Annotated in this window: 22 protein-coding genes; 13 read left to right on the forward strand and 9 right to left on the reverse strand. The window is 47.2% G+C overall.

Annotated elements, in window-relative coordinates; genetic code table 11:
- Positions 1–20 precede the first annotated feature (20 nt).
- Entirely contained in the window at positions 21–1,145 is a 1,125-nt protein-coding gene (locus tag F0220_RS02240) for an LLM class flavin-dependent oxidoreductase (protein WP_105601578.1), read from the reverse strand.
- Positions 1,146–1,412: 267 nt separating this feature from the next.
- Between F0220_RS02240 and F0220_RS02245 the strand changes: the two genes are divergently transcribed.
- The 10 genes from F0220_RS02245 (at position 1,413) to F0220_RS02290 (ending at position 12,451) form a co-directional block, all read left to right on the forward strand.
- Complete coding sequence (locus F0220_RS02245) at positions 1,413–2,807, forward strand: helix-turn-helix domain-containing protein (RefSeq protein ID WP_105601576.1); 1,395 nt, start codon at positions 1,413–1,415, stop codon at positions 2,805–2,807.
- Between the two features lie 198 nt (positions 2,808–3,005).
- Positions 3,006–3,530 carry a pyruvate kinase gene (locus F0220_RS02250; RefSeq protein WP_105601575.1) on the forward strand — a complete coding sequence of 175 codons (525 nt, stop codon included), beginning with the start codon at positions 3,006–3,008 and terminating at the stop codon, positions 3,528–3,530.
- Positions 3,531–3,839: 309 nt separating this feature from the next.
- Positions 3,840–4,028 carry an aspartyl-phosphate phosphatase Spo0E family protein gene (locus F0220_RS02255; RefSeq protein WP_223199835.1) on the forward strand — a complete coding sequence of 63 codons (189 nt, stop codon included), beginning with the start codon at positions 3,840–3,842 and terminating at the stop codon, positions 4,026–4,028.
- 242 nt (positions 4,029–4,270) lie between these two features.
- Positions 4,271–6,094, forward strand: a complete 1,824-nt coding sequence (locus F0220_RS02260) for a sensor histidine kinase (protein WP_105601573.1) — start codon at positions 4,271–4,273, stop codon at positions 6,092–6,094.
- 5 nt (positions 6,095–6,099) lie between these two features.
- Positions 6,100–6,867, forward strand: a complete 768-nt coding sequence (locus tag F0220_RS02265) for a response regulator transcription factor (RefSeq protein WP_091018374.1) — start codon at positions 6,100–6,102, stop codon at positions 6,865–6,867.
- Between the two features lie 103 nt (positions 6,868–6,970).
- Positions 6,971–8,266, forward strand: a complete 1,296-nt coding sequence (locus F0220_RS02270; protein ID WP_105601572.1) for an ABC transporter substrate-binding protein — start codon at positions 6,971–6,973, stop codon at positions 8,264–8,266.
- A 30-nt stretch (positions 8,267–8,296) separates the two neighbouring features.
- Positions 8,297–9,007, forward strand: a complete 711-nt coding sequence (locus F0220_RS02275) for a beta/alpha barrel domain-containing protein (protein ID WP_091018378.1) — start codon at positions 8,297–8,299, stop codon at positions 9,005–9,007.
- Positions 9,008–9,282: 275 nt separating this feature from the next.
- Positions 9,283–10,197, forward strand: coding sequence for a carbohydrate ABC transporter permease (locus F0220_RS02280; RefSeq protein ID WP_105601570.1), 915 nt, complete (start codon positions 9,283–9,285; stop codon positions 10,195–10,197).
- Positions 10,181–11,035 carry a carbohydrate ABC transporter permease gene (locus F0220_RS02285; RefSeq protein WP_091018381.1) on the forward strand — a complete coding sequence of 285 codons (855 nt, stop codon included), beginning with the start codon at positions 10,181–10,183 and terminating at the stop codon, positions 11,033–11,035. Before F0220_RS02280 ends, F0220_RS02285 begins: the two co-directional genes overlap by 17 nt.
- A 78-nt stretch (positions 11,036–11,113) precedes the next feature.
- A complete protein-coding gene (locus F0220_RS02290) occupies positions 11,114–12,451 on the forward strand; it encodes an FAD-dependent oxidoreductase (RefSeq protein ID WP_105601642.1) in 1,338 nt (445 codons plus the stop codon).
- Positions 12,452–12,800: 349 nt separating this feature from the next.
- Here F0220_RS02290 and F0220_RS02295 read toward each other — a convergent pair whose 3' ends face one another.
- Positions 12,801–13,451, reverse strand: a complete 651-nt coding sequence (locus F0220_RS02295) for an amino acid ABC transporter permease (protein WP_105601568.1) — start codon at positions 13,449–13,451, stop codon at positions 12,801–12,803.
- Positions 13,452–13,509: 58 nt separating this feature from the next.
- Between F0220_RS02295 and F0220_RS32365 the strand changes: the two genes are divergently transcribed.
- Positions 13,510–13,647, forward strand: a complete 138-nt coding sequence (locus tag F0220_RS32365) for a hypothetical protein (protein ID WP_188310511.1) — start codon at positions 13,510–13,512, stop codon at positions 13,645–13,647.
- A gap of 27 nt (positions 13,648–13,674) precedes the next feature.
- Here F0220_RS32365 and F0220_RS02300 read toward each other — a convergent pair whose 3' ends face one another.
- From F0220_RS02300 to F0220_RS02310, 3 genes are all read right to left on the reverse strand, one after another.
- Entirely contained in the window at positions 13,675–14,397 is a 723-nt protein-coding gene (locus F0220_RS02300; RefSeq protein ID WP_105601567.1) for an amino acid ABC transporter permease, read from the reverse strand.
- 102 nt (positions 14,398–14,499) lie between these two features.
- On the reverse strand, positions 14,500–15,342 hold the full coding sequence (locus F0220_RS02305; RefSeq protein WP_091018386.1) for a transporter substrate-binding domain-containing protein: 843 nt from the start codon (positions 15,340–15,342) through the stop codon (positions 14,500–14,502).
- A 39-nt stretch (positions 15,343–15,381) separates the two neighbouring features.
- Positions 15,382–16,110 carry an amino acid ABC transporter ATP-binding protein gene (locus F0220_RS02310; RefSeq protein ID WP_091018388.1) on the reverse strand — a complete coding sequence of 243 codons (729 nt, stop codon included), beginning with the start codon at positions 16,108–16,110 and terminating at the stop codon, positions 15,382–15,384.
- 480 nt (positions 16,111–16,590) lie between these two features.
- Here F0220_RS02310 and F0220_RS02315 point away from each other — a divergent pair, with 480 nt between their 5' ends.
- Complete coding sequence (locus F0220_RS02315; protein WP_105601565.1) at positions 16,591–18,204, forward strand: glycoside hydrolase family 28 protein; 1,614 nt, start codon at positions 16,591–16,593, stop codon at positions 18,202–18,204.
- 152 nt (positions 18,205–18,356) lie between these two features.
- On the opposite strand, the gene F0220_RS02320 is transcribed toward F0220_RS02315, so the two are convergent.
- Complete coding sequence (locus F0220_RS02320; RefSeq protein ID WP_105601564.1) at positions 18,357–19,208, reverse strand: AraC family transcriptional regulator; 852 nt, start codon at positions 19,206–19,208, stop codon at positions 18,357–18,359.
- Between the two features lie 256 nt (positions 19,209–19,464).
- Here F0220_RS02320 and F0220_RS02325 point away from each other — a divergent pair, with 256 nt between their 5' ends.
- On the forward strand, positions 19,465–19,926 hold the full coding sequence (locus tag F0220_RS02325; RefSeq protein WP_017691032.1) for a cupin domain-containing protein: 462 nt from the start codon (positions 19,465–19,467) through the stop codon (positions 19,924–19,926).
- Positions 19,927–20,077: 151 nt separating this feature from the next.
- On the opposite strand, the gene F0220_RS02330 is transcribed toward F0220_RS02325, so the two are convergent.
- The 3 genes from F0220_RS02330 to F0220_RS02340 all read right to left on the reverse strand — a co-directional run bounded on the left by F0220_RS02330 (position 20,078) and on the right by F0220_RS02340 (position 22,550).
- Positions 20,078–20,929: a hypothetical protein gene (locus F0220_RS02330; protein WP_091018394.1), complete on the reverse strand. Its 852-nt coding sequence runs from the start codon at positions 20,927–20,929 to the stop codon at positions 20,078–20,080.
- On the reverse strand, positions 20,926–21,444 hold the full coding sequence (locus tag F0220_RS02335; RefSeq protein WP_223199836.1) for a sigma-70 family RNA polymerase sigma factor: 519 nt from the start codon (positions 21,442–21,444) through the stop codon (positions 20,926–20,928). The genes F0220_RS02330 and F0220_RS02335 overlap by 4 nt, the downstream gene beginning before the upstream one ends.
- 278 nt (positions 21,445–21,722) lie before the next feature.
- Entirely contained in the window at positions 21,723–22,550 is an 828-nt protein-coding gene (locus F0220_RS02340; RefSeq protein WP_105601560.1) for an aldo/keto reductase, read from the reverse strand.
- Between the last annotated feature and the right edge of the window lie 54 nt (positions 22,551–22,604).

A 22,604-nucleotide genomic window follows, 5' to 3' on the forward strand; every position in this document is an offset into this window, starting at 1 on the left:
ATATTGTACGTGGGAGAATGTTATACCTGGAATATAGGTGAGATGGCTGTGGGCCATGAGTCTGTAGCATTAGAGGAAAGGAAGGATGAGTGCTGGGTTAACACCGGGGGTTCATTCCATACCGAACTGGGCAGTTCACGGCGTAATACAGGGGCGACTTCCTTGGCAAAACGCTCCACTTGCTCCAACTGTTCGCTATGCGTCAGTCCATCTACGCTGATACTCAGCACCTGATGTCCGTAAGCGGCATGATAGTCCAGAATTTTCTCAATGATCTGCTCCGGACTGCCAATTAACGCAGGGCCTCGTGCAATGTTATCCTCCAGATCGGTGAAGGGCGACTGATTATGCTGTGCGGCGGCGGTGGCGTGGAACGCTTCATAATATGGCTTATAGCGGCGAATGGCTTCTTCACCCGTATCCGCAAGATAGAGACTGCCGGCACCAGAGCCAATCACGGCTTGCTGTGGATCATGACCATAATAATCGAGACGCTCCCGATAATGATCAATTAATGCTTTGTATTTGGCCTGAGGGTGAAAAGAGTTCGACGTGAAGAGCGGCTCGCCATATTTGGCAGCGAGTTCGGTTGAGACCGTGCTGGACGCGCTACCATGCCAGATTGGGATGGACTGCTGAAGCGGTCTGGGCCACGTGGTCACTCCCTCAAGCGGAGGGCGATACGTCCCCTGCCAGGTGACATTCTCTTCAGACCACAACCGTCTTAGCAAATGATACCGTTCATCGAGTGAGTCCCATTGTTCCTCTTCGCGTATGCCAAACAGCGGATAGTGGCGAGGGTCATTGCCTTTCCCGATGATCATTTCCAGCCGTCCGCCCGATAATTGATCCAACGTGGCATAATCCTCGGCAACCCGGACTGGATCAAGTATACTAAGAACAGTGACGGTGGTTAGTAACCGAATGCGTGTGGTTGCTGCGGCTATTGCGGTTAATACGACAGGTGGCGATGAAGATAGAAAAGGCGCACCATGTCGTTCACCGATTCCATAGGCATCGAATCCCAGTCGTTCAGCCAGCTTCGCTTGCTCCAATATATTATGGAATTTCTGCTGAGTTGTCAGAGCCTCCCCGGTAACGGCATTAGGCAGATTCATCATGAGGCTAAACAAGGCAAATTTCATCTGACCTTCTCCTTGAACTGAATTGATCGTATCTGTGTCGTATAATCCTATTGAAATAGTTGGATATGTAAGTTGCATTAAATGTATCACGTTCTCACGAATTCTTCTAATGGATTTTTTCTATAAGCAAAAATTCAGTTCAGGCTTCCTTGCACACATGCGAAGGAAATTGCCACGATTTTTATTGACCGCTGTAAAATTTAGGATTAAAATTGTGCTTATCATATAAATTCAAAATTATGGATTTTCATTGTGGAGGTGGGATACATGGAACCTACAACTACGATACGCTCATATATTGAGGACTACATCAGGAAACAGGGGTACACCCTGCAGTATTTTGCCGATATATCGGGAGTTAACGCTGGAACGCTTAGCGCAATTATTAAGGGGACTCGGCCCATCGCTATGGCGCAACTGGATCTGATTACCCAAGGCATGAAGCTGGAAGAGGGGTATTTCTACGAGATTTATGGGGCTGAATGTTTCGTGGAATCGGCACCTCATTGGAGGAGACTGGAACCATTCCTGCAACGCTGTGCTGAATTGGACAAGCTGGAATGTATTCATAAGGTTATCCAGGAAGTGACGGATGATCGCTCGTATATCTCGGAGTTGTTCGAGATGGCCGAAGGCATGCTTGAACGTGGACAGACGAAGGCCGCACGGATGTTGTACGAATGTGTGGCGGAGTGTGAGAAATATCAGCACTCGGAACGTCTGGCGCTGTGCCAGTATCGCATCTTCACGTTATCTCTCGGTCAGGACCAACACGAGAATCTGCGTGCAGCCGTACATTTTGAACCGTATATTAATCGGCTGGATGAGGAACGGCAGTTGGATGCGATTAGGGAGTTGGCGAATACATACAATGGGTTATGTCAGTGGGATAAAGTATTCCAATTAGCCGATGAACTGTTACAACGGGTCAAATTTCTGGAACAATACAAAAATAAAAAAAAGGGATTGGAGTTTATTAGAGCCTCCAAACACCCGTTATTTACTTATAAATTTTATGCTTACTTATTAATAGCAACTGTATGGGGAGAGCGTAAAGAGTATGAAAAGGCGCTAGAGTATACTTCTTTCTATTCAAATATTGTTATTGAAGACTCTACTACAGAAGATCAACTCTTTATAAAGCGATTTAAAGATTGGGCTGAAGTTAATACCTATTTATATAAGTTGATGACGGGCGACTATAATGCGCTTAACTCTTATCTCGACTTTATAGAAGTAAATGAAAATGAAACTCTTCTTGGACTTGTCAAAGTTATGGAAGCGGCTAATCAATACCAACTGAATGTTGACCATGTTCTCAAAAGATTTGATTCGTTTATCCGTATGTTAGTTAATGATTCTAACTATGAGAGTAGTTATACTACTCAGATAAAAGATGATCGATATACTAAATTTTGGGCTGAATTAGCATTCTACCAGTTGTCTAAAGCCAGGCATAATGAAGGATTCAGGGATCTGCTTACTTGTTTGAGTTCTGCTCACAAGATCAAGGATGACTCCACCATAATTTATTGTGTGAGTTTATTTGAGGAATACAGAACACAGGCTTCTGATTCAATAGAGTCCCAATATAAAAGTATTATCAAGGAGGTTTATGGTCGATATGAGAAAAAAAGCAATGTTGGTATTAACGCTGTTTAGTTCTTTCATTATGTTTTCTAGTATTACTGGTGGTATAAATAATATTATAAATCTGATTTTTAATCATGGTGCAGGTGGATATTAGGAGTATTTGGTATTAAAGTCTTCATTAACATGCGTCTTATTTCCGGGATATGGAGATGGGGCGCTTATTTGTTCTATCCATTAGATCATCCATAACGAAAAGAGGATTTATCATTGCAGATTGATATTCAAAAGCTTTACGACAAATATATAACATTGGACATTCCTAATCCATTCACATTAGAGCAGATTCATGATCGACTAACAGAGAAATTTTACGCTGAGAAGGTGGATTTAGAAGAGTTTTCAGACTTACGCAACGACCCTCATGCGGGATTTGATCAGGCGATTGCAGCTTATGTATTTAAGGATGAGAGGGGAACCAAGCAATTAATTAGCCTGAATAAGGATGAGGATATCCATGAGCCATTGGAGTTTGCATGGATCATCAATTCCACTGTGCGAGGGTTTTCGCTACTATTAATTCTTGAAATTGAAGTATTTTATGGAATGGCAGAGACTGAGATGACTCTTGGCAATCCACGTTTTGAGGAATATCTGATCCTACTCTATTTAACAGGTTACATTGAGTTTGAGAATGACTCCTTCATCAATCCATTACGTGCTCGTTATCGAGAGGGCTACAGACTTCGTTATTTTGGTATGCAGAACGGTGATGAAAATTATCTATACAAATAGATTATCTTTCAATAAAATTATTAACTTCTCTCGAGAGAAAGGCGCAAGAGACACTTAGGGTAAAATGGATAATATGTCCATAAATCACTTTAAAGGTAAAGGATTTGCGTATTCTCGAATACGATATGTAGACATGTTATAATTTTTTTGCCCACATCTTGTAGAAAAGAAGAGATGTCAACTCTCTATGCAAATTGCTTGATGTTGAAAGTATCTCTATGTAAATAAATATTTTATTCTGCAAAGGAATATAATATGAATTTTTTGGCAATGTATCCTAAAATGTTATACAAAGAGGGGGTGCATGCTGTGAGTGAACCGAAGCAGATCACAGATAAAATCGAACGAAATAGGCATGAGTTAAGTCGTTTGGCGGAGAATCATGGCATGCAGGACAACCAAGTCCTCCGACAGTCCATGGTACTGGACGAGCTTATTAATGAATATAATCGATTCAAATATAAAAGCCATCTTAGGAACAGACAACCGATTGCATAATGCAGTCGGTTTTTTGGTCTAATTAGTGTTCTATAGAAATACCTTAGTCGACTGTAGCGATACAGTCGGCTTTTTTGCGTTCACCCTGAAACCAATGTGGATAACTTGAAATTCCGTACCAATTCCAGAATTGGCAGGATAGCGAATGATCATTAAAACTGGATATGATGACCCCAGTTATATCCAGTTTGATCTGTGAAGGGGGCTCATACAATGATCGGGAGAGGGAGGGATGAACGGAAATGATGGACAAGGTACACAGTTATTTCAGAAAAAATGTAAACCTGCGCACCAAGTTACTCCTGTTGTTCCTGGCGCTGACGTTGCTGCCGCTAGGCTTGCAGGGAGTGATGAACTACAAGCATTTCTCGCAGACGATGGATCGCAAGACCGAGCAGTTCACCATTGAACTGGTTCGCCAGATTAACGCCAATCTGAATCGGCTGCTGAAGGACTTTGAGCGGTTGTCGCTCTTGCCGCTTTACGATCAGATGGTGCTTGGCATTCTGGGCAAATACAACGGTTCAATGGGGTCTGGTACATGGGCGAGGTCTGAGGATTATCTGAAAATGAAGCTCTATACATCTGGTCAAGCTTATGACCGACCCGAGATTCGGGGAATTCATCTGATCAGCAATAGCGGCATCCTGTTCTCCAATCTCGATTCACTGGCAGTCAAGCCGGTATGGGACAGCAGACAGGATGACTGGTTTGCAGAGCTTGAAGACTCGGAAGGGACATGGCGCCTGCTTCCTCCGCATCAACCCAGCTATTACACGGGTGGTCAGCAAGAATGGTATATATCGGCGGGCAGAGTGCTTCGAGATCCGGGCACGCTTCAGCGACTGGGTTACATTCTGATTGATATCCGTCTAGAGGCCTTCGGTCAACTGTTATCCAATCTGAATTATGAGCAAGATGCAAGCCTGATGATTGTAGACAGCAAGCAGCGTCTGCTGTTCGAACGGACCTCGACCGGAGGAATGTCTGCTTACGACCAGTTGCTAACGAATGGACAGCTTCAAGGCTATGCAGGAAACCAAAAAATTGTTCTGGATGGGCAGTCCTATCTCTATGTACAACACCATTCCAGCTATTCCGGGCTTTCGGTGATCAGTCTTACACCTATTGTTGTGATTCAAAAGGAATCGGGTAAGATGCTCACCTTTACAATATGGTTCGCAGTGTTATGTATGGCGGGTATAGCGATTCTGGCGGTTCTGTTATCCTATCGTATCACCCGGCCACTGATTCGACTGAAGCACCACATGATTCGGGTGGAGCAGGGAGATTTCAGCCAGCGGGTAGCACACTTCAGCAATGATGAATTCGGACAGATGAGCCGGGGATTTAACCGAATGATGGAAGAGATTCATCGACTGTTTAATGAGGTGTTCCTGCTGGGCATTCAAGAGCGGGAGGCAGAGTTGTCGGCGTTGCAAAGCCAGATGAATCCTCACTTTATATATAACACACTGGAGTCCATTAACATGATGGCCATTCGCCAGAAGCATGCTGAGGTATCGGACATGGTGACGGCGCTTGGCAAGCTGCTGCGCTATACGATTGATAAGGTGGACCGGATGGTTCCACTTGGAGAAGAACTTGCTTTTGTACAATCCTATGTACGCATTCAGCAGGTACGTTACGACGGCAAGTTAAAGATTATCTATGATATCGAAGAAGGGATAACCGAGTATTTGATTCCGAAGCTGGTACTGCAACCGCTGGTGGAAAATGCAGTCTACCACGGCATTGAAGGGCAGGAAAATGGAGGAGTAATCTGGGTATCTGCCTTGAAATTCGACCATGAGCTGCTGATTAGCGTACGAGACAACGGTAAGGGAATGACTCAGGCTAAGATGGACGAGTTAAACGAATCCATAACAAAACAGCCTTCCAGTCAGGCATTACGTTGCCATGCCGGGGACAGTCTCGGGCTTAATAATATTGCCCAGAGGCTTCGTCTCATGTACGGAGAAGGCGGCAGCCTAAGCATTGATGGAAGTCCCGGGCAGGGCCTGGTGGTCACGATATCCATTCAAATTCTACCGAAAGGGGATTGAAGCGCATGTATAAAGTATTGCTTGTAGAGGATGAGACGGTCATCCGTCAGGGAATGAGAGAGCTGATCGTACAATCGTCTTCTCAGTTTCAGGTAACGGGCGAAGCATCGAGCGGCACCGAGGCGCTGGATTTTCTGAGATGTGAGGTGCCGGATGTGTTAATCACGGATATCCGCATGCGTGAAATGGACGGATTAACTTTGGCAAGCAAAGCCAGAGACATGTACCCTGAATTGCTCATGCTCATCATTAGCGGCTATGGCGAGTTTGAATATGCGCGCAGAGCGATGGAGTTCGGGGTGTTGAACTACCTGTTGAAGCCAATCGATCGCTATGAACTGGCATTATGCATACAGAAGATTCAATTGCTGCTGGATCGCAGATATGGTATTTCAACCCTTTCGATCCCGGAGCCATCTGGGAAAGCAGAACATGTTGGTGGAGATACGCGGAAAATTATCCGAGATGTGAAGGAGCACATCAAGCAACATCCCGATGGAGATTTGCGGCTCCAGACGATAGCAGATCTCGTTAACTTGAACCCTACTTATTTGAGCCAGTTGTTCAAGAACGAAATAGGCATTAATTATTCCGAATACATCACGGAGGCACGTATGGAGCGGGCCAAGTGGTTGCTGATCAACACGGGTCTCAAAATCTATGATGTGGCACGGTTATCCGGGCATCAGAGTCCCAAACATTTCATGCTGGTGTTCAAGCAGCAGGTGGGATGGACTGCGGGAGAATACCGAGACCGATTCAGTATTTCTTGAAAAACCATACCATTTCTGTAGTTGACGTGATTTATGAGGGAACGAAGCTTTCGATATACTTTGGTTGCACCTGTATACCACAACGTCCATAAGGGGGATTTCCATGAAAAAAGCGGGACTGATACTGATGCTTGTACTCATGATGGTGGCTTCAATCGCGTGCACTAGCGCCAATTCCAGCAGTGAACCTGGCAGTGCAGGCGGGGAGAATGGGGAGGTGGAGCTGAAGTTCATGATGTGGGGCAACCAGGCACATATGGATGTATACAACAAGCTGATTGATGGCTTCACCAAGGAAAATCCAGGCATCAAAGTCACGATGGAATCCGTACCTTTCGCAGAATACCAACAAAAAATTTCGGTGCTTGCTGCCGGAGGCTCTCTTCCCGATCTCGCCTGGGTATCGGAGCGAATGGTACCACAATTCAAGTCCAACCACATTCTGGCCGATGTATCCGAGTTCAAGGATGATGCACAGTTTAAGCTGGATGATTATATTCCAAGTACATTGGATTTGTTCCGTGATGGAGACCAGCTGCTGGGGCTACCTTTTTCTACACCTCCGGTGGTCATGTTTTACAATAAAGCGCTGTTCGATCAAGCCGGCCTGACTGATCCAAACACACTTGCCGCCCAAGGGCAATGGACATGGGAACAGTTCGAAGAGTCCGCCAAAGCCATTACCAGCAAGGATGCGACCAACCGAGTCTATGGTGCCAACTTTTTTCGCGACTGGAAGACCTGGGCGGTGCTCTCCTCCTATTCCTGGTCCAATGGAAGCGGTCCGTTTGATGAAGGTATGACGAAGTTCACCTGGAACGATGCCTACGGTATACAGACCTTTGAATTACTGGAGCGCATGATGTTCACCGATGAATCACATCCGAAGGCGGGCGAGCAAGTTAGCTTCGATGCGGGTAATGTGGGCATGTTCTTCGATAATTACAGTTATGTTTCCAAAGCAAGGGAGATTACGGATTTTGAATGGAGCATCGCGCCTATGCCATCCGGTTCACAAGGCAGTGTACCGATGCTGGGGCAGGCCGGATATGCCATGTTCAACGATAGCAAACATCCAGAGGAAACAAAGAAGCTGTTGAAGTATTTTGCGAGTGAGCAGGGGATTCAGGCGACAGCCACCTATTTTGTGCCTCCTCGTACTTCTGTTCTGAACTCGGATGCATTCATTCTTCAGCCGAATAACCCGAGCAAAGAGCATATTGTGCAGGCCGTCATTGATGAAATGCCGAAAGCGCGCTTAATCCCCGGCCATATCCGTTGGCAGGATATCGACAATGCGGTATTGCAGGGATTCGACCGACTGTTTGCCAAGACGGCGACAGCTGAGGATAACCTGAAACAAATGCAGGAAGAGATCCAAAGTGTGTTGCAACCCTGAGTAAGTCGATCGAAACCGGAGGTGAGAATAATGGGCAAATTCAAAGAATTACTTGAGCGGAAACCGTTGTCCCTGGTGGTCAGTCTGCCTGAAAATGAACTTGCTTTGGCTCGGGCAGCCATGGAAGAGGGGGCTGATGCACTCAAGGTGCACTATAATGTCGGTCATCGCGCCAGCGGGAATCATTTTGGCCCATTGGACAGGTATGCCGAGGTATTTCGGGCGATCCGCAGTGAATTTGGTGGTCCGCTTGGGGTCGTACCTTCCGGCAGTATAGATGGAGCACAACGGGAGGATGTAGAGCGCCTTGCTGGACTGGGTTTTGATTTCTATTCCATCTATGCACATCACTTGCCCTCCTTCATGCTGAGTGACTTGGGGCTGGACCCAACGTTTGCGATCAATGAAGAATATGATACTTCACTCGTAACATCGGCAGCTCACTTCGGCTTCACTGCTCTGGAGGCATCCATTGTACCTGGAAAAGAATATGGTACACCTCTCAGCTTCGCGGATGTGCTCAAGTATCGCCGTCTGGTCTTGCAAGCCCAGGTTCCGGTATTGGTTCCTTCCCAGCGAAAGCTGGTACCGGAGGATGTTCGGGTGCTAAGCCAAGCTGGGGTCAAAGCGATTATGCTTGGAGCGGTTGTGACAGGCAACACGGAGGATGAGCTGCGAAGGGCTGTGAACGGGTTCCGCAATGCGGTGGACAGTCTGAGCTGTCCAGACTATATAAGTTGAACTAAAGGATATTTACACATGTACTCCGATGCCAGAACAACCTTCCGATCGCTGTTATCCCCAGATTTTTTTGAATCCCTTATATAGAGGGAGAAATCCGGGGATAAGCATATGCTTCCGATGCAGCTTTCTTCCAGAAAGCTTTTAGGCGACCACTTCGCTTCTTCAGGTTTTTTCTGTCCTCTACGTTCTTGTGTAAATGTATAGTTCACCTTATATAGAATGGTCACAGAGTTCAGCTTCGGAGGAAATATGATTAAAAGGAGGGCCTGATTGTGACCCATCCACACAAGCGAAAAAGAAGGGGACCGCTCGCCAGAGAGGCCCAGATCGCGGGGTGGCTGTTTGTATCGCCGATGGTGCTTGGGTTTACCCTGCTGCTGTTATTTCCCATGGGTCTCGCGTTATACATGAGCCTGACCGATTGGCCGCTGCTGGGTGATCATCATTTTATGGGACTGGAGAATTACCGGAATATTATGACAGACACCATGTTCTGGAAAGTGCTCGCCAATACAGTTTATTTCACAGTGGGGCTGGTCCCGCTTAATATTGTGCTCGCCCTGCTGCTTGCTTTGTTATTATCCAGAAATCTGAGGGGCATCGGAATTTTCCGGACGGCCATCTTTGTTCCGGTCATGACCTCGTTGATCGTATGGGCCATCGTGTGGAAGCTGATGTATGCGACAGAGTCGGGATTGATTAATCAGCTTCTGTTGATGCTGGGCATTAAAGGTCCGGCCTGGCTTTACAATCAGGATTTGGCAATGCCGGCCGTGATTGTGACCAGTGTGCTGAAAAATGTAGGTCTGAATATGGTGCTGTTCATTGCAGCCATTCAGCAGGTACCGCGTTCACTGTACGAAGCAGCAACATTGGACGGTGCGGGCAGAAGGGGAACCTTCTTTCACGTTACACTGCCTATGATTACACCAACGGTGTTTCTGACTGTGGTCATGACCGTGATTGGTTCACTCAAAGTATTCGGACAGATCTATGTGATGACACAGGGTGGGCCGAGTAACAGCACAAAGGTATTGGTTTATTATATCTGGGAAAAAGCATTCAAACTATTCCAGTTCGGCTATGCTTCTGCTCTCGCATATGTGCTGTTCTTCATCGTACTGATCCTGACGCTGCTGCAATGGCAGCTCCGAAAGAGGTGGGTATTCAATGAAGGCGATGCCTAGTCCTTCGGGGAGGAAGATAGGAAGTACCCTTGGGACGTATTTGCTGCTGACACTGATTTCACTAATCATGATTGTGCCATTTATCTGGATGATATCGACGTCATTCAAGGAGCCCCAGAGCATATTCACCTATCCACCACAGTGGATACCGGAATCATTCCGATTTCAGAACTACATCGATGTCTTCCAATTGATTCCGTTTCACCGTTTTTATTGGAACAGTATCTACATTTCTGCTTTGGTTGTGCTGGGCACCGTATTTTTTGCTTCTCTCGCCGGTTATGCATTCGCCAAAATTCCATTTAAGGGACGTAATGTGGTATTTCTCATCCTGCTGAGTGCCATGATGATTCCCCATGAGGTGACGGCGATTCCGATGTTTCTGTTCATGCGGCAGCTGGGGTGGATTGATACCCATCTTCCGCTGATACTACTGCCCATCTTTGGCGCGGGTGGTGTATTTGGCATCTTTGTGATGCGGCAGTTCTTCATTACGGTGCCAACGGAACTGGAGGAAGCGGCGATGATTGACGGCTGCAACCGATTCCGAATATATGCGCGAATTATGCTGCCTATTGCCAAGCCGGGTATGGCTACGCTGACGATCTTCACGTTTGTGACGATCTGGAATGAGTTCTTTGATCCGTTGATCTTCATTAACTCGCGTGATCTAATGACGCTGCCGCTTGGATTATCTCTCTTTACAGATGAGGTGGGTACAGCCTGGCAATATCTGATGAGCGCCACCGTTATGGCGACCTTGCCGCTGTTAATTGTCTTTTTCCTGGCACAACGGCGCTTCATTGAGGGGGTTGCCATGACGGGACTGAAAGAGTAAGCCATGAAATACGTGCAAAGGCGAGCAATACGTGCAATAGAACGGAAGGAGGGACAACATTTGCGTGAACGGATGAGCATGGAAAAGGAAGAAGCAGATGTCGTTATCGTGGGTGGAGGTCCAGCGGGTATAGCGGCAGCCATTGCCGCTGGAAGACAGGGTGTCCGCACAGTCCTGGTAGAGCGATACGGATTCGTTGGTGGGATGTCCACTGCCGCTATGGTTTATCCCTGGATGACTTTCCATACGGAACGTGGGGAGCAGGTCATTCAAGGCATTGCGCAGGAGATTGTGGATCGTTTGCAGATGCGTGGCGGCTCCCCGGGGCATTTGCGTGATACGGTTGGATTTGTGCACAGTGTCACACCGTACCATCCAGCCATCTTTCAGGTGGTTGCGGCAGAGATGTTGCAGGAGGCTGGTGTCCGGCTGTTATTGCACAGCTTCGTGGATGAAGTGGTCGTTGGGGATGATCGGGTGAAAGCGGTGCGAGTGACAAACAAGTCTGGACGAAAGGAGTTTCAGGCGAACGTATTCGTGGATGCAAGCGGTGATGCGGATCTGGCTTATCTTGCAGGGGCTTCGGTGGCGAAGGGGAGAGATGGCGATAACCAGTCTCAGCCGATGACCATGAAATTTCGCATGCGTGGTGTGGATCTTGGACGAGTGAAGCAATACATGCAGGAGCATCCGGAGGATTTCTATGTGAAAACGCCTTTTGCAGAGCTGGACAGTATTCCGTTAACCGGGGTGAGCGGCTTCTATTCCCAATGGAAAAAAGCGGGTGTGCCGATTAATCGCGACCAAGTGCTGTTTTTTACCGGACCGGCTGACGATGAAGTGCTGATTAATTGTACCCGGGTGCAGGGACTCGATGCGACGGATGCCGAGGATCTGACCTCTGCTGAACAGGAAGGGAGGAAGCAGGTACTGATGATCGCTGAGTTTTTGCAACGTGATGTGCCTGGATTCGAACGGGCTTCCATCTCAGCGGTAGCACCTCAGATTGGTATCCGTGAATCCAGGCGAATTATAGGTCATTATGCGTTGACCCAGGCGGATGTGGTCGCAGGACGGAAGTTCGAGGATGTGATTACCAGAAGCGGTTATCCGATTGATATTCATGACCCTTCGGGTCAAGGTGTTGTGGCTGCCTTTATAGAAGGAGATGGGGCGTACGATATTCCGTATCGCTGTCTGATCTCTCGCAACATCCGCAATCTGCTGGCGGCAGGACGCTGCATCTCCACCACACATGAGGCGCATGCAACGACAAGGCTGACGCCAAGCTGTATGGCTACCGGGGAGGCCGCCGGGACAGCAGCTGCACTAACCGTGAAGATGAAGCTTGATCCGGTGGGACTGCCAATTGAGCTGCTACAGGCGGAATTACGTCACAACGGAGCGGCGATCTAGCGGATGAGCTGATTGTGGGCAAAATTGGGCGGATTGGACTAAGTATTAGTCTTGGGAGCGGCATGAATCATTAATAGTAGGCGTGGATGTTTATTTAATTCGCGGATGGCATTAGTTTTAACGAACCTGAGACGTCTAATTTGTGGCTATAAGTTGAAATGAAAAATGTAACGAATCTCAGTGAAGTTATTTTACTCAAAAACCTGAAATACGGCGTAATAGCGGGATGAATCGGATGAATAGAGCGTCTACGATTCGTTAGATTAGAAACTGTCCTCAAAATGGCTAAATAAGCTTCCCACGGTTCGTTAGAACATCGGTGGGAAGCTCGTTTCATTCATTCAGTCATTCAATTCATGCGTGCCTCAAGTCGTCTTGCGACAATGGACAGCGCGTAGTTGATCACAAAATACAATACGGCTGCGAGCAGCAGGGCCGGGATAATATAATCAAAACTTTGACCGCCAAGGATCTGCACGTTGTGCATCAGCTCCGGCAGAGAGATGATGATCGCCAGTGAAGTATCCTTTAGGAGTGAGATGAATTGGCTGACCATCGGCGGGGACATGCGGCGTAGCGCCTGTGGCATGATGATGCCACCGAGGGTCTGCATGTAGCTCAGGCCGGAAGAACGGGCAGCTTCCACCTGACCGCGCTCAACGGATTTCAGACCGCTACGGACGATTTCGGCAATCATCGCGCCTTCAAACAGACTCAGTCCAACAACTGTGGACCAGAAGACGGACATTTTAATCCCGAGCTGTGGAAGTACCATGTGAATGAAGAAAATGATGAGCAACAGCGGCAGATTCCGAATCGTATCCACGATCACCGCCACGATCTGTGACAGAACAGGGATGCGAGTAAACCGGACCGTACCCAGCACGGTGCCGAGTATGAAGCTGAATACAATGGATAGCCCTGCTACCTGCAGGGTGATCAGGAATCCGTGAAGCAGGAAACGAAGGTTGGGCCACGCATAGGCCCCGCTAAAGTCCATATTTTATTAGCCTCCTTCTGTATGCAGGAATGGAATATCGAAGATCAATAGATGGGGCATGGACTGTGTACAAAGCAACTCAAGCACCGTAGCAGTGAATTACAATATGCACTGTGACATGATCACCAATGCCAGCAAAACACAGACGATCCAGTACTCATTTAAACCACATGGGCAAGCCAATATATTTCCCTAAAAACCTGCGCTGGTACAAGTTAATCTGTTACATGGTGACCTGACCTGCCGATTTGTTCTTCTTCGTTTTGCCCTTGGTGTTGCGAGCCTCTGCATCGCTCTGTCCAAACCTGCGCTCCATATAATGCACCAGAAAGCTGAGTGGTAGAGTCAGCACCAGATAGAACAGGGCAACAATGGTGTACACACTTAGCGGCTGGAACGTATCCGAGTTAACCAAGTCGGCAAAATACATAAGATCCATTCCGGCAACAACGGCAAGAATAGATGAGTTTTTGACCAAATTGATGAACTGGTTGCCGATGGACGGCAGTACAATCTTGATGGCCTGGGGCAGAATGATCAGATTCATGGCCTGTACATAGGACAAGCCGGAAGACCTTGCTGCTTCCAGTTGTCCGCGCGGCACCGTCTGAATGCCCGCTCGGATCGCTTCGGCAATGAAAGCGGCGGTGTAGATGGTCAGACCCAGAGTACCGGAGACAAATCCATCCAGCGAGATGCCTAGTGCAGGCAGTCCGAGATAGAAGAAAAACACAACCAACAGCAAGGGGATGTTTCGGATAAATTCCACAAAAGCCGTGCCAATCCAATTCAGCGGTTTCACAGGGGATATCCGAAAGATCGCCAGGATCGCGCCAAGGATAAAGCTGCCAATGAGAGCCATAATGCTCACTTGAATGGTATTCATGAACCCTTCCAGAAAACGATCCGAGTGTCGCATCAGTACGCTGAAATCCAATGTGCCCATATAGGCAAAGCCTCCGTTCTCCAGATGTAGAAACGGCGATTACGTCTGCTCATGCATCGCATCCAGCAGACGAATTCGCCGCGTGCTCATCATTAATCGGGGTTACTCGGGCTTTGAGCCCAGCCATTTCTCATGTAATGTGTCATATTCCCCGCTGTCTTTCATGCTTTTGAGCAGCTTGTTGACTTCTTCCACGAAGGCGGTGTCGCCTTTGCGAATGGCCATACCATAAGGTTCACTTGTGAAATTGCCACCAACCAAATGGAAACTGTTATCCGTCTGTTGCATGCCGATGAGGATGATGTTATCTGTGGTCAGCGCTTCGCCTTTACCTGCTTTGAGAGCAGTGAATGCATCCTGATAGTTATCGAATTCAAGGACCTCAGCATCCGGGGCTTTCTCGCGAATGTTCTGAGCGGATGTGGAGCCTTTCACCGCGAGTACTTTCACTCCGCTGAGGCTTTCCAGGCCGGTAATCGCACTGTCGTTTTTCACCAGCAGGGATTGGCCTGCTTCAAAATAAACATCACTGAAATCCACCTGTTCTTTACGCTCATCCGTAATTGTCATTGTGGCGATGATGATATCGATGTCTCCATTTTGCAGCATGGGAATGCGCGTCTTGGAAGTGACCTCTTTCAGCTCGACCTTTGTCTCATCTCCAAGGATCTGTTTGGCGAGTGCCTTGGCGATATCAATATCGAATCCTTCAACGTTGCCACTTGCGGGATCTTTCAAGCCAAACAGCTTCGTATCGTATTTCACACCGGCGATGAGCTTGCCGCGTTCCTTAATCTGCTCTATTGTTCCTTTGGCTACGGCATCTCCGCCAGAACCGCCACTACCGCCGCTACTGCTATTCTCCTCACCTGTACTGCAACCGGACAATACAAGCGAGAGAATGAGGACAAGCATAAATGATGGCCATTTCAATAATTTCTTCATGAATAAAGACCCCTTTCAAAATGGAATAGTGGATTATTCTCAATGATGAATCAGACGGCTCAGGAATTGCTGTGCTCGTTCTTCTCTGGGGTTGTCAAAAAATTCAGCAGCGTTGGCCTCTTCTACAATTCGGCCTTCGTCCATGAAGATGACCCGGTCCGCAACTTCGCGGGCGAATCCCATCTCATGGGTAACAACGACCATGGTCATGCCATTATGGGCAAGGGAACGCATAACATCGAGGACTTCCCCGATCATCTCGGGATCGAGAGCAGAGGTAGGTTCGTCAAAAAGCATGATTTTGGGCTCCATGGCGAGTCCTCTGGCGATGGCTACCCGTTGTTGCTGTCCACCGGACAACTGGGAGGGATAACTGTCTGCTTTGTCGGCAATGCCCACCCGGGTCAGATACTTCATTGCTGTTGCGGCTGCCTGTTCTTTGGGTTGTTTGCGCACCTTCATGGGTGCAAGGGTAATGTTATCGATGACTTTTTTGTGAGGATAAAGATTGAAGTGTTGAAATACCATGCCGATGTCACGGCGGAAGAGGTTAATGTCCACCTTTTTCTGATGTAGAGGGACCCCACTGACAACAAGTTCGCCTTCGGTAATGGTCTCCAGGCGGTTAATACAGCGGAGTAATGTGCTTTTGCCGGAGCCGGAAGGTCCGATAATGACGACGACTTCTCCTTCTTCAATGTGAAGATGGATATCCTTGAGGACATGAAAATGACCGAAATGCTTCTGGACACCCCTAAATTCAATCAAGAGTACACCCCATCCTTTCTGCAACGTCTGTGTGTAAAAGGGAGAATAAGGAATAAATTGAAACTAGTTATTTAATCATACATAGTCATCCTGCTTATGGCAATTGGTTTGTGATAAAACATGACATAAGTAATAGGTTACCTAGGGCTATAGCCAGAAAATATGTTATATATCTGTCATGTTATTAAATACCTTGTGACGAATCCTGACAGAAAAATGAATCTATTCTCCTAGTTGTTTTCCAACCTTTGGAATAGTTGTATAGAGTATACTGAAAGTGATGTTTGATTTATGACTCTGATTAACAAAACAAATAGCATCAAGTTCCACGTGTACATGGCAAGAAAGCTCAACCCTACATGTCATGCCATTGATATGATGGAGCGAGAGAGCGTCCGTTTGAACGCAAGTAAGGAAAGTAAAAGCAATGTATTGATCCCATAACAATTCCATTACATGTAGAGAGGATGATTCTGCACGATGAATACATATCACTCCCCAATGTCGACAGGAGCAAGTGCCCAGTCCGATGTTCGAGATTATGAAGCCAATTTGCCTGTCATTCCTGCTCAGGATTTTCAGCTTACAGACTATGGAGCTGTTGGAGACGGCGTAACAGATAATACGGAGATGTTCCGACTTGCCATCGCTTCGTGTGCTGAAGCAGGAGGTGGAAGAATCGTAATTCCTGCCGGGGTATGGCTCACAGGTCCGATTGTAATGCGCAGCCGTATCGAACTACATGTGGAAGCAGGGGCACTGGTTACATTTAGCCGAGATTTTGATCAATACCCATTAATTGCATCAAGCTTCGAAGGCTGGCAGGTGGTACGCTGCCAATCCCCGATCGATGGAGATCAACTGGAGGATATTGCGATTACTGGTGAGGGGATATGGGATGGCGGCGGGGAGGCATGGCGTCCGGTAAAACGCTCCAAAATGACCACTTCACAATGGAACCAATTGGTCGCTTCCGGTGGTGTTGTAGAGCAATCCGGCGGAGAGGAAGAAATCTGGTGGCCTACCACAGCTGCACTTGAGGGCGGCACTATCGCGAATCGAATGCATGAGGAGCAGGTACGTGATGTCGCTGCCTATGAAAAAGTCAGAGACTTTTTACGTCCCAACATGGTCAGTTTACGGAGATGTAACCGGGTATTGCTGGACGGTCCAACGTTCCAGAACTCGCCTGCATGGAATCTGCACCCCTGGGCATCTGAGCATGTCACCATTCGTAACGTGAGTGTGCGGAATCCGTGGTTTTCTCAGAATGGAGATGGGCTGGACATTGAATCCTGCCGTCATGTGGTAGTGGAGAATAGTGTATTCGATGTCGGTGATGATGCGATCTGTCTGAAATCAGGCAAGGATGCCGAAGGCCGTGAACTGGGTCTGCCATCGGAGTACATCACCATTCGGGATTGCACGGTGTATCACGGTCATGGCGGGTTTGTAATTGGCAGTGAAATGTCCGGCGGTGTGCGGCATGTGCGTGTGTCGGATTGTACGTTTATCGGCACGGACATAGGACTTCGCTTCAAAAGCGCACGTGGGCGCGGCGGAGTGGTTGAGGACATTCAGATTGAGCGCATATATATGAAAGATATCATTATGGAAGCCATCTCGTTTTCCTTTTTCTATGCAAATCAGGAAGGGTCTGCCCGGGGCAGTGATCTGTCTCAGGAGATTAGCGAAGAGACGCCGGTGTTCCGGGATATTCGAATATCGGATGTGGTCTGTGCCGGTGCTGACACTGCGTTGCTTGTGAGTGGATTGCCGGAACTGCCTTTGGATGGGGTGATCATCCAGCGTTACAACGTGCAAGCTCGCAGTGGTATCCAATGTGCTCATGCAAAACATCTGCATATCGCGGAATTGCAGGCGCAGATCACCGAAGGTCCGTTGGTTCATTTGCACCAGTGTAAAGGGGCCGAATTAGAGAGCATTCAGGGCAAAGGTGCAGATGGCCGACTTCTGATGGTGACTGGACACGAGTCCGCAGGCATTGTATGTCGTGAAGGCGATGCAGAAACTGAAGGTCGTCAGATCTCTGTGGGTCCTGAAGTACGAAGTGGCGTGATCATTCGCAGGTAAAAGGTATGTAGTAGGTTTATACAAGTTGGTCCAATTCAGCCGTAGTGGCGTAGCCATAGATCCAGTAATCGCAATGTCTTTTGATACTAAGGAGTACGTAAACTCTGGAGCGAGGCTACCCACTCGGCTTTTATATGAAGTTATCTGATGATCTACCGGTGTTCCTTGCGATAGCGCAGCGGTGTTGTACCGGTAACCTGTTTGAATGTTTTGTTAAAATGAGCCGTATGCTCAAATCCTACCTTCTCAGCGATCATCTGGACACGCTCTTGTGTGGACAGCAATCTTCGTTGTGCCTCCCGGACACGAACAACACGCAAATATTCGCTAAACCGAAACCCGGTAAAACGGCTGAACATTCGGCTCAGATAGGATGGACTGATATAAAAACGATTTGCTGCACCCTCCAGCGTAAGTGGTTGGGTGTAGTTGCTGTTCACATATGTAACGATTTCACTGATTTTGTCCTGCATCGGATGCAAAGGACCGGGGCATGATTGCCGAATATCCTCCTCCACCCGATGAATACGGATCAAAAGTTGGGCAAGCAGACTTCTGACCGCAATCTCATAGTGAGGGCGTCGCTCTTTGCATTCTTGCAGCATCTGCCACAATATACGCTCCATCTCGGGCTGCTCCGCTTCAGGCAGTCGAAGGAGTCTTGAACAATTAAAAGGCAACAGACCACATATGCCAAGCTCCATCCCCGTTGCAAAAGCAGGAGAAAAACCAATTAAAATCCGTTCGAAGCCAGGAATACTTCCTTTGGAGGTGCTATGTACATCGTTTGGGTTAATCAGAATAAAATCACCCTTGCGGGCAGACAGTATCTGACCATTCATGGAATAAACGCGTTCACCTTCAAGCAGGTAATACAGTTCGTAGAATGGATGAGCGTGAGGCTGAGGCATACCGTTCCCATCATGTCTGCGCATATGTTCAATGGTAAATGAATGTTCACCGATTCGATATTTGGGTCCAATCCGATCTTCTATGAGACTCATGGTACAGCTCCCCTCTGCTTCACGGATTAACAACGATATCCATATCATAACGGAACATCCATCTTTTTGTAAACGCTATCATTGGAAATGAAATATTTCTTTAATCATATGTAAAATACCGTGAGACCGAATCTGGCATGGCCCATATGTGCTGTCAAGGTGACAAAACTTGAATGATGTTTTAGAGTAGGGGGAGAGAGGCGAAACTCTGGTTAAGGAGTGTCTCCAATATGATGTAGAAGGAAGGAAACAGGTTATGACGACACATGAATTATCGCCATTGGTTGCTGCGCTTAATATGCAGCCTCACGTTGAAGGCGGTTGGTATAAGGAAGAATGGAAGGCATCTTATCAGATTCCACAGTCCGTTCTGCCGGATACATACTCCGGCCCACGATTCTCGGCAAGTTCCACGTATTTCCTGCTACACGCACATGAAATCTCCGAGTGGCATACGGTTCTGTCCGATGAACTTTGGCTGTGGCACAGCGGCAGTCCAGTTGAACTGAAGCTGGGCGGCAACGGAGAGAACCCGGAGAACGAGGAAGTTCTTGTTCTGGGTATGGATATTGCTGCAGGTCAATCACCACAGGTGCTCGTTCCAGCCGGCGTATGGCAGACAGCACGCCCGTTGGGTGATGAGCCTGTACTGGTCACTTGCGTAGTTGCGCCAGGTTTCCACTTTGATGATTTCAAGCTGGTATCCAAAAGCGAATAGGTTTTGATATGTGAAAATCCCGATTGGAGATGCTCAGAGCATCCGAATCGGGATTTTTTGGGATTGAGCGTATTAAGTATGCTGAGGTCTATGCCTAGTTCAGGGATAGATCATTCCCTTTTGGATCAGCATCACTTTTAGCGATGACGGATCATTTGGGATTCTCGTTACTCATCCAGCTGTCCACATAAAACTCCTCATGATAATCCGGTTGCCCGGCGAGTTCTTTGAGCTTCTGTTCAGCTTCTTCAGCGGTAAGATATTCTCCAATAACTGCTGTAAACTCACCAGTGGACGTTTTGAGGAAAGAGATGTCCTCATCCGGATAGGATTCTTTAATTATACCCATCGATTCTCCAAAAGGCATTGATTCTGTGCGGAGAGAGTATACCTTCCGAGGTGTGACCGGTTTGCCGTCGGAAGTCAGTTTCACTTCCAGGTATCCAGGGTTCTTGAATTCCGTTACGGCATACTGTACCCCTTCTTTTAAAACAACGACGAATCCGACGGAAGAGTCGTCTAAAATCATGGAACCATATACATCTTTCACTAAAGGCTGAGTCATGAAGTCGGCTTTGACTTTCTCTATATCCATGTAACGTGCACCGCTAAACGTGAAGAGGATACGATTCGGTGCTTCTTTGTGCACCACATTATAATGGGGTGCATCATTAGTCTGATCTTGCTCGTCGGTGCTAAAATTAATTTTAAGCGTATTTTCAGTTGCTTCTGAACCTACGGTTACCCCATCCGTAATCTTGCCGCCATCGCCGAATTGAAGGACCTGAACAATCGTTCCGACCACAGGTATTTTGACCATGGCGTTTGCGACAGTAGGAATGTTGATAATGAGCAGCAAAGCGGCACATGCTGCCAAACTGGAAGCGTAGCGAATGATACGGGATGAGCTTTTGCGAGCGGCAGCCTTTTGCTGGGCACGACGAATAACATCTGGAAGTTGAGCTGGAATTTCAATGTTTTCATAACGTTCTTTACTAGTCATAGATCTCCAACCTCTCCTTCGGTTAAATCCATTTTTAATTTGTTGATAATCCGATAGAATTTTGACTTCACGGTATTCTCTGACAGGGAGAGCACTTCAGCGATCTCTCGAAAACGCATATTACCAAAAAACTTTAATATAATGTAGGCTCTATCTTCGGGTACGAGTCGATCCAGTGCATCATACAGATCCATTTTCTCTTCCACGGATGCCCCTCGCTCTGGAGCCGCAAACTCCTGCGCATGATCCTCCATATAGGTAAATCGCTGGTTGCGTCGAATATGATCTATCGCTGTGTTAATCACAATTCGTGACATCCAGGAATCAAAATAAGTCATGGAGTCCATCTTTCCATAAGCGATGAACCCTTTATAGACCGCTTCGGATACGATATCCAGCGCTTCTTGTTCATTTTTAACATAGCAGTATGCCAGTCGATATAATTTATTTTGAATCTCTGTTATTTTTTCGCTGAACTGTTCTTCTTTTGTCTTTCTATGGTTCAGTCTTATCACTCCTGATCCCCCCATGATAAACCTAAATATTCAAGTCACCGCTCGTTCCAGGCCTGGATTCTATATAAGTGCTTGAGTTCGCTTTACACTCGTTAGACTGATGAGGAGATCAAATAGTTCTAAACTGTCAAAAAAACTTTTTTTGGGCACAGATTCGGTACTGAATAGCTGTCCTCGCCTCCATTCTTAACTACGAATAGATTGCCTATAACATCACATGACAAAACACCCGCTCTTCTGAGATCGAAGGCGGGTGTAATCGAATTATGATGTTTATATTAAAAATTAAAATTGTCGGGATCGGAACCAAAGCGTTTGTTCTCGTTCAGTCCGTTAATCTGCTCTACTTCTTCCGGAGTTAACTCAAAATCGTAGAGATCGGCGTTCTCGCGAATACGCTCAGGCGTGACGGATTTTGGTATGGTCACGATGCCGTTCTGCAGATCCCAGCGCAGAATGACTTGTGCGGGGGATTTGCTGTATTTGGCGGCGATGTCCTGAAGTAACGGATGATCCATCAGGTGACCTTGTCCGAGCGGAGACCAGGCTTCGATCTGAATCTGATGTTTGTTGCAATACTCACGAAGCTCCGACTGAATCAAAAGTGGGTGAAGCTCCACCTGATTAACCGCTGGTTTGACCGTGGCATCGATCATCAAGTCTTCCAGATGGTGAATCTGGAAGTTGCTCACACCGATCGCTCGGATGCGTCCTTCTTTATGGAGTTTCTCCAGTGCTCTCCATGTATCTTTGTACTTGCCCTTAACCGGCCAGTGGATGAGATAGAGATCCAGGTACTCCAGCTCGAGTCGTTCCATGCTGGCTTCAAAGGCAGCTAGCGTGGATTCATATCCCTGATCACTATTCCATACTTTAGTGGTAATGAACAGATCCTCACGAGCTACTCCAGATTCACGAATACCCTGAGCGACACCTGTTTCGTTGTTATATGCTTTGGCAGTGTCGATGCTACGATAACCAGCTTGAATGGCTGTTTTGACAGCATGAACGACTTCGTCTCCGTCTTTAACTTTGAATACCCCAAAACCTAGCCAGGGCATTTTGACTCCGTTATAGAGCGTGGTTGTGTCCTGCACGTGTTTCATGGTCCGAAATTCCTCCTCTGATTGATTCATTGTTCCACTATGTAATTACCCTGC

It is taken from the genome of Paenibacillus sp. 37 (assembly GCF_008386395.1).
GTDB classification, from domain to species: domain Bacteria; phylum Bacillota; class Bacilli; order Paenibacillales; family Paenibacillaceae; genus Paenibacillus; species Paenibacillus amylolyticus_B.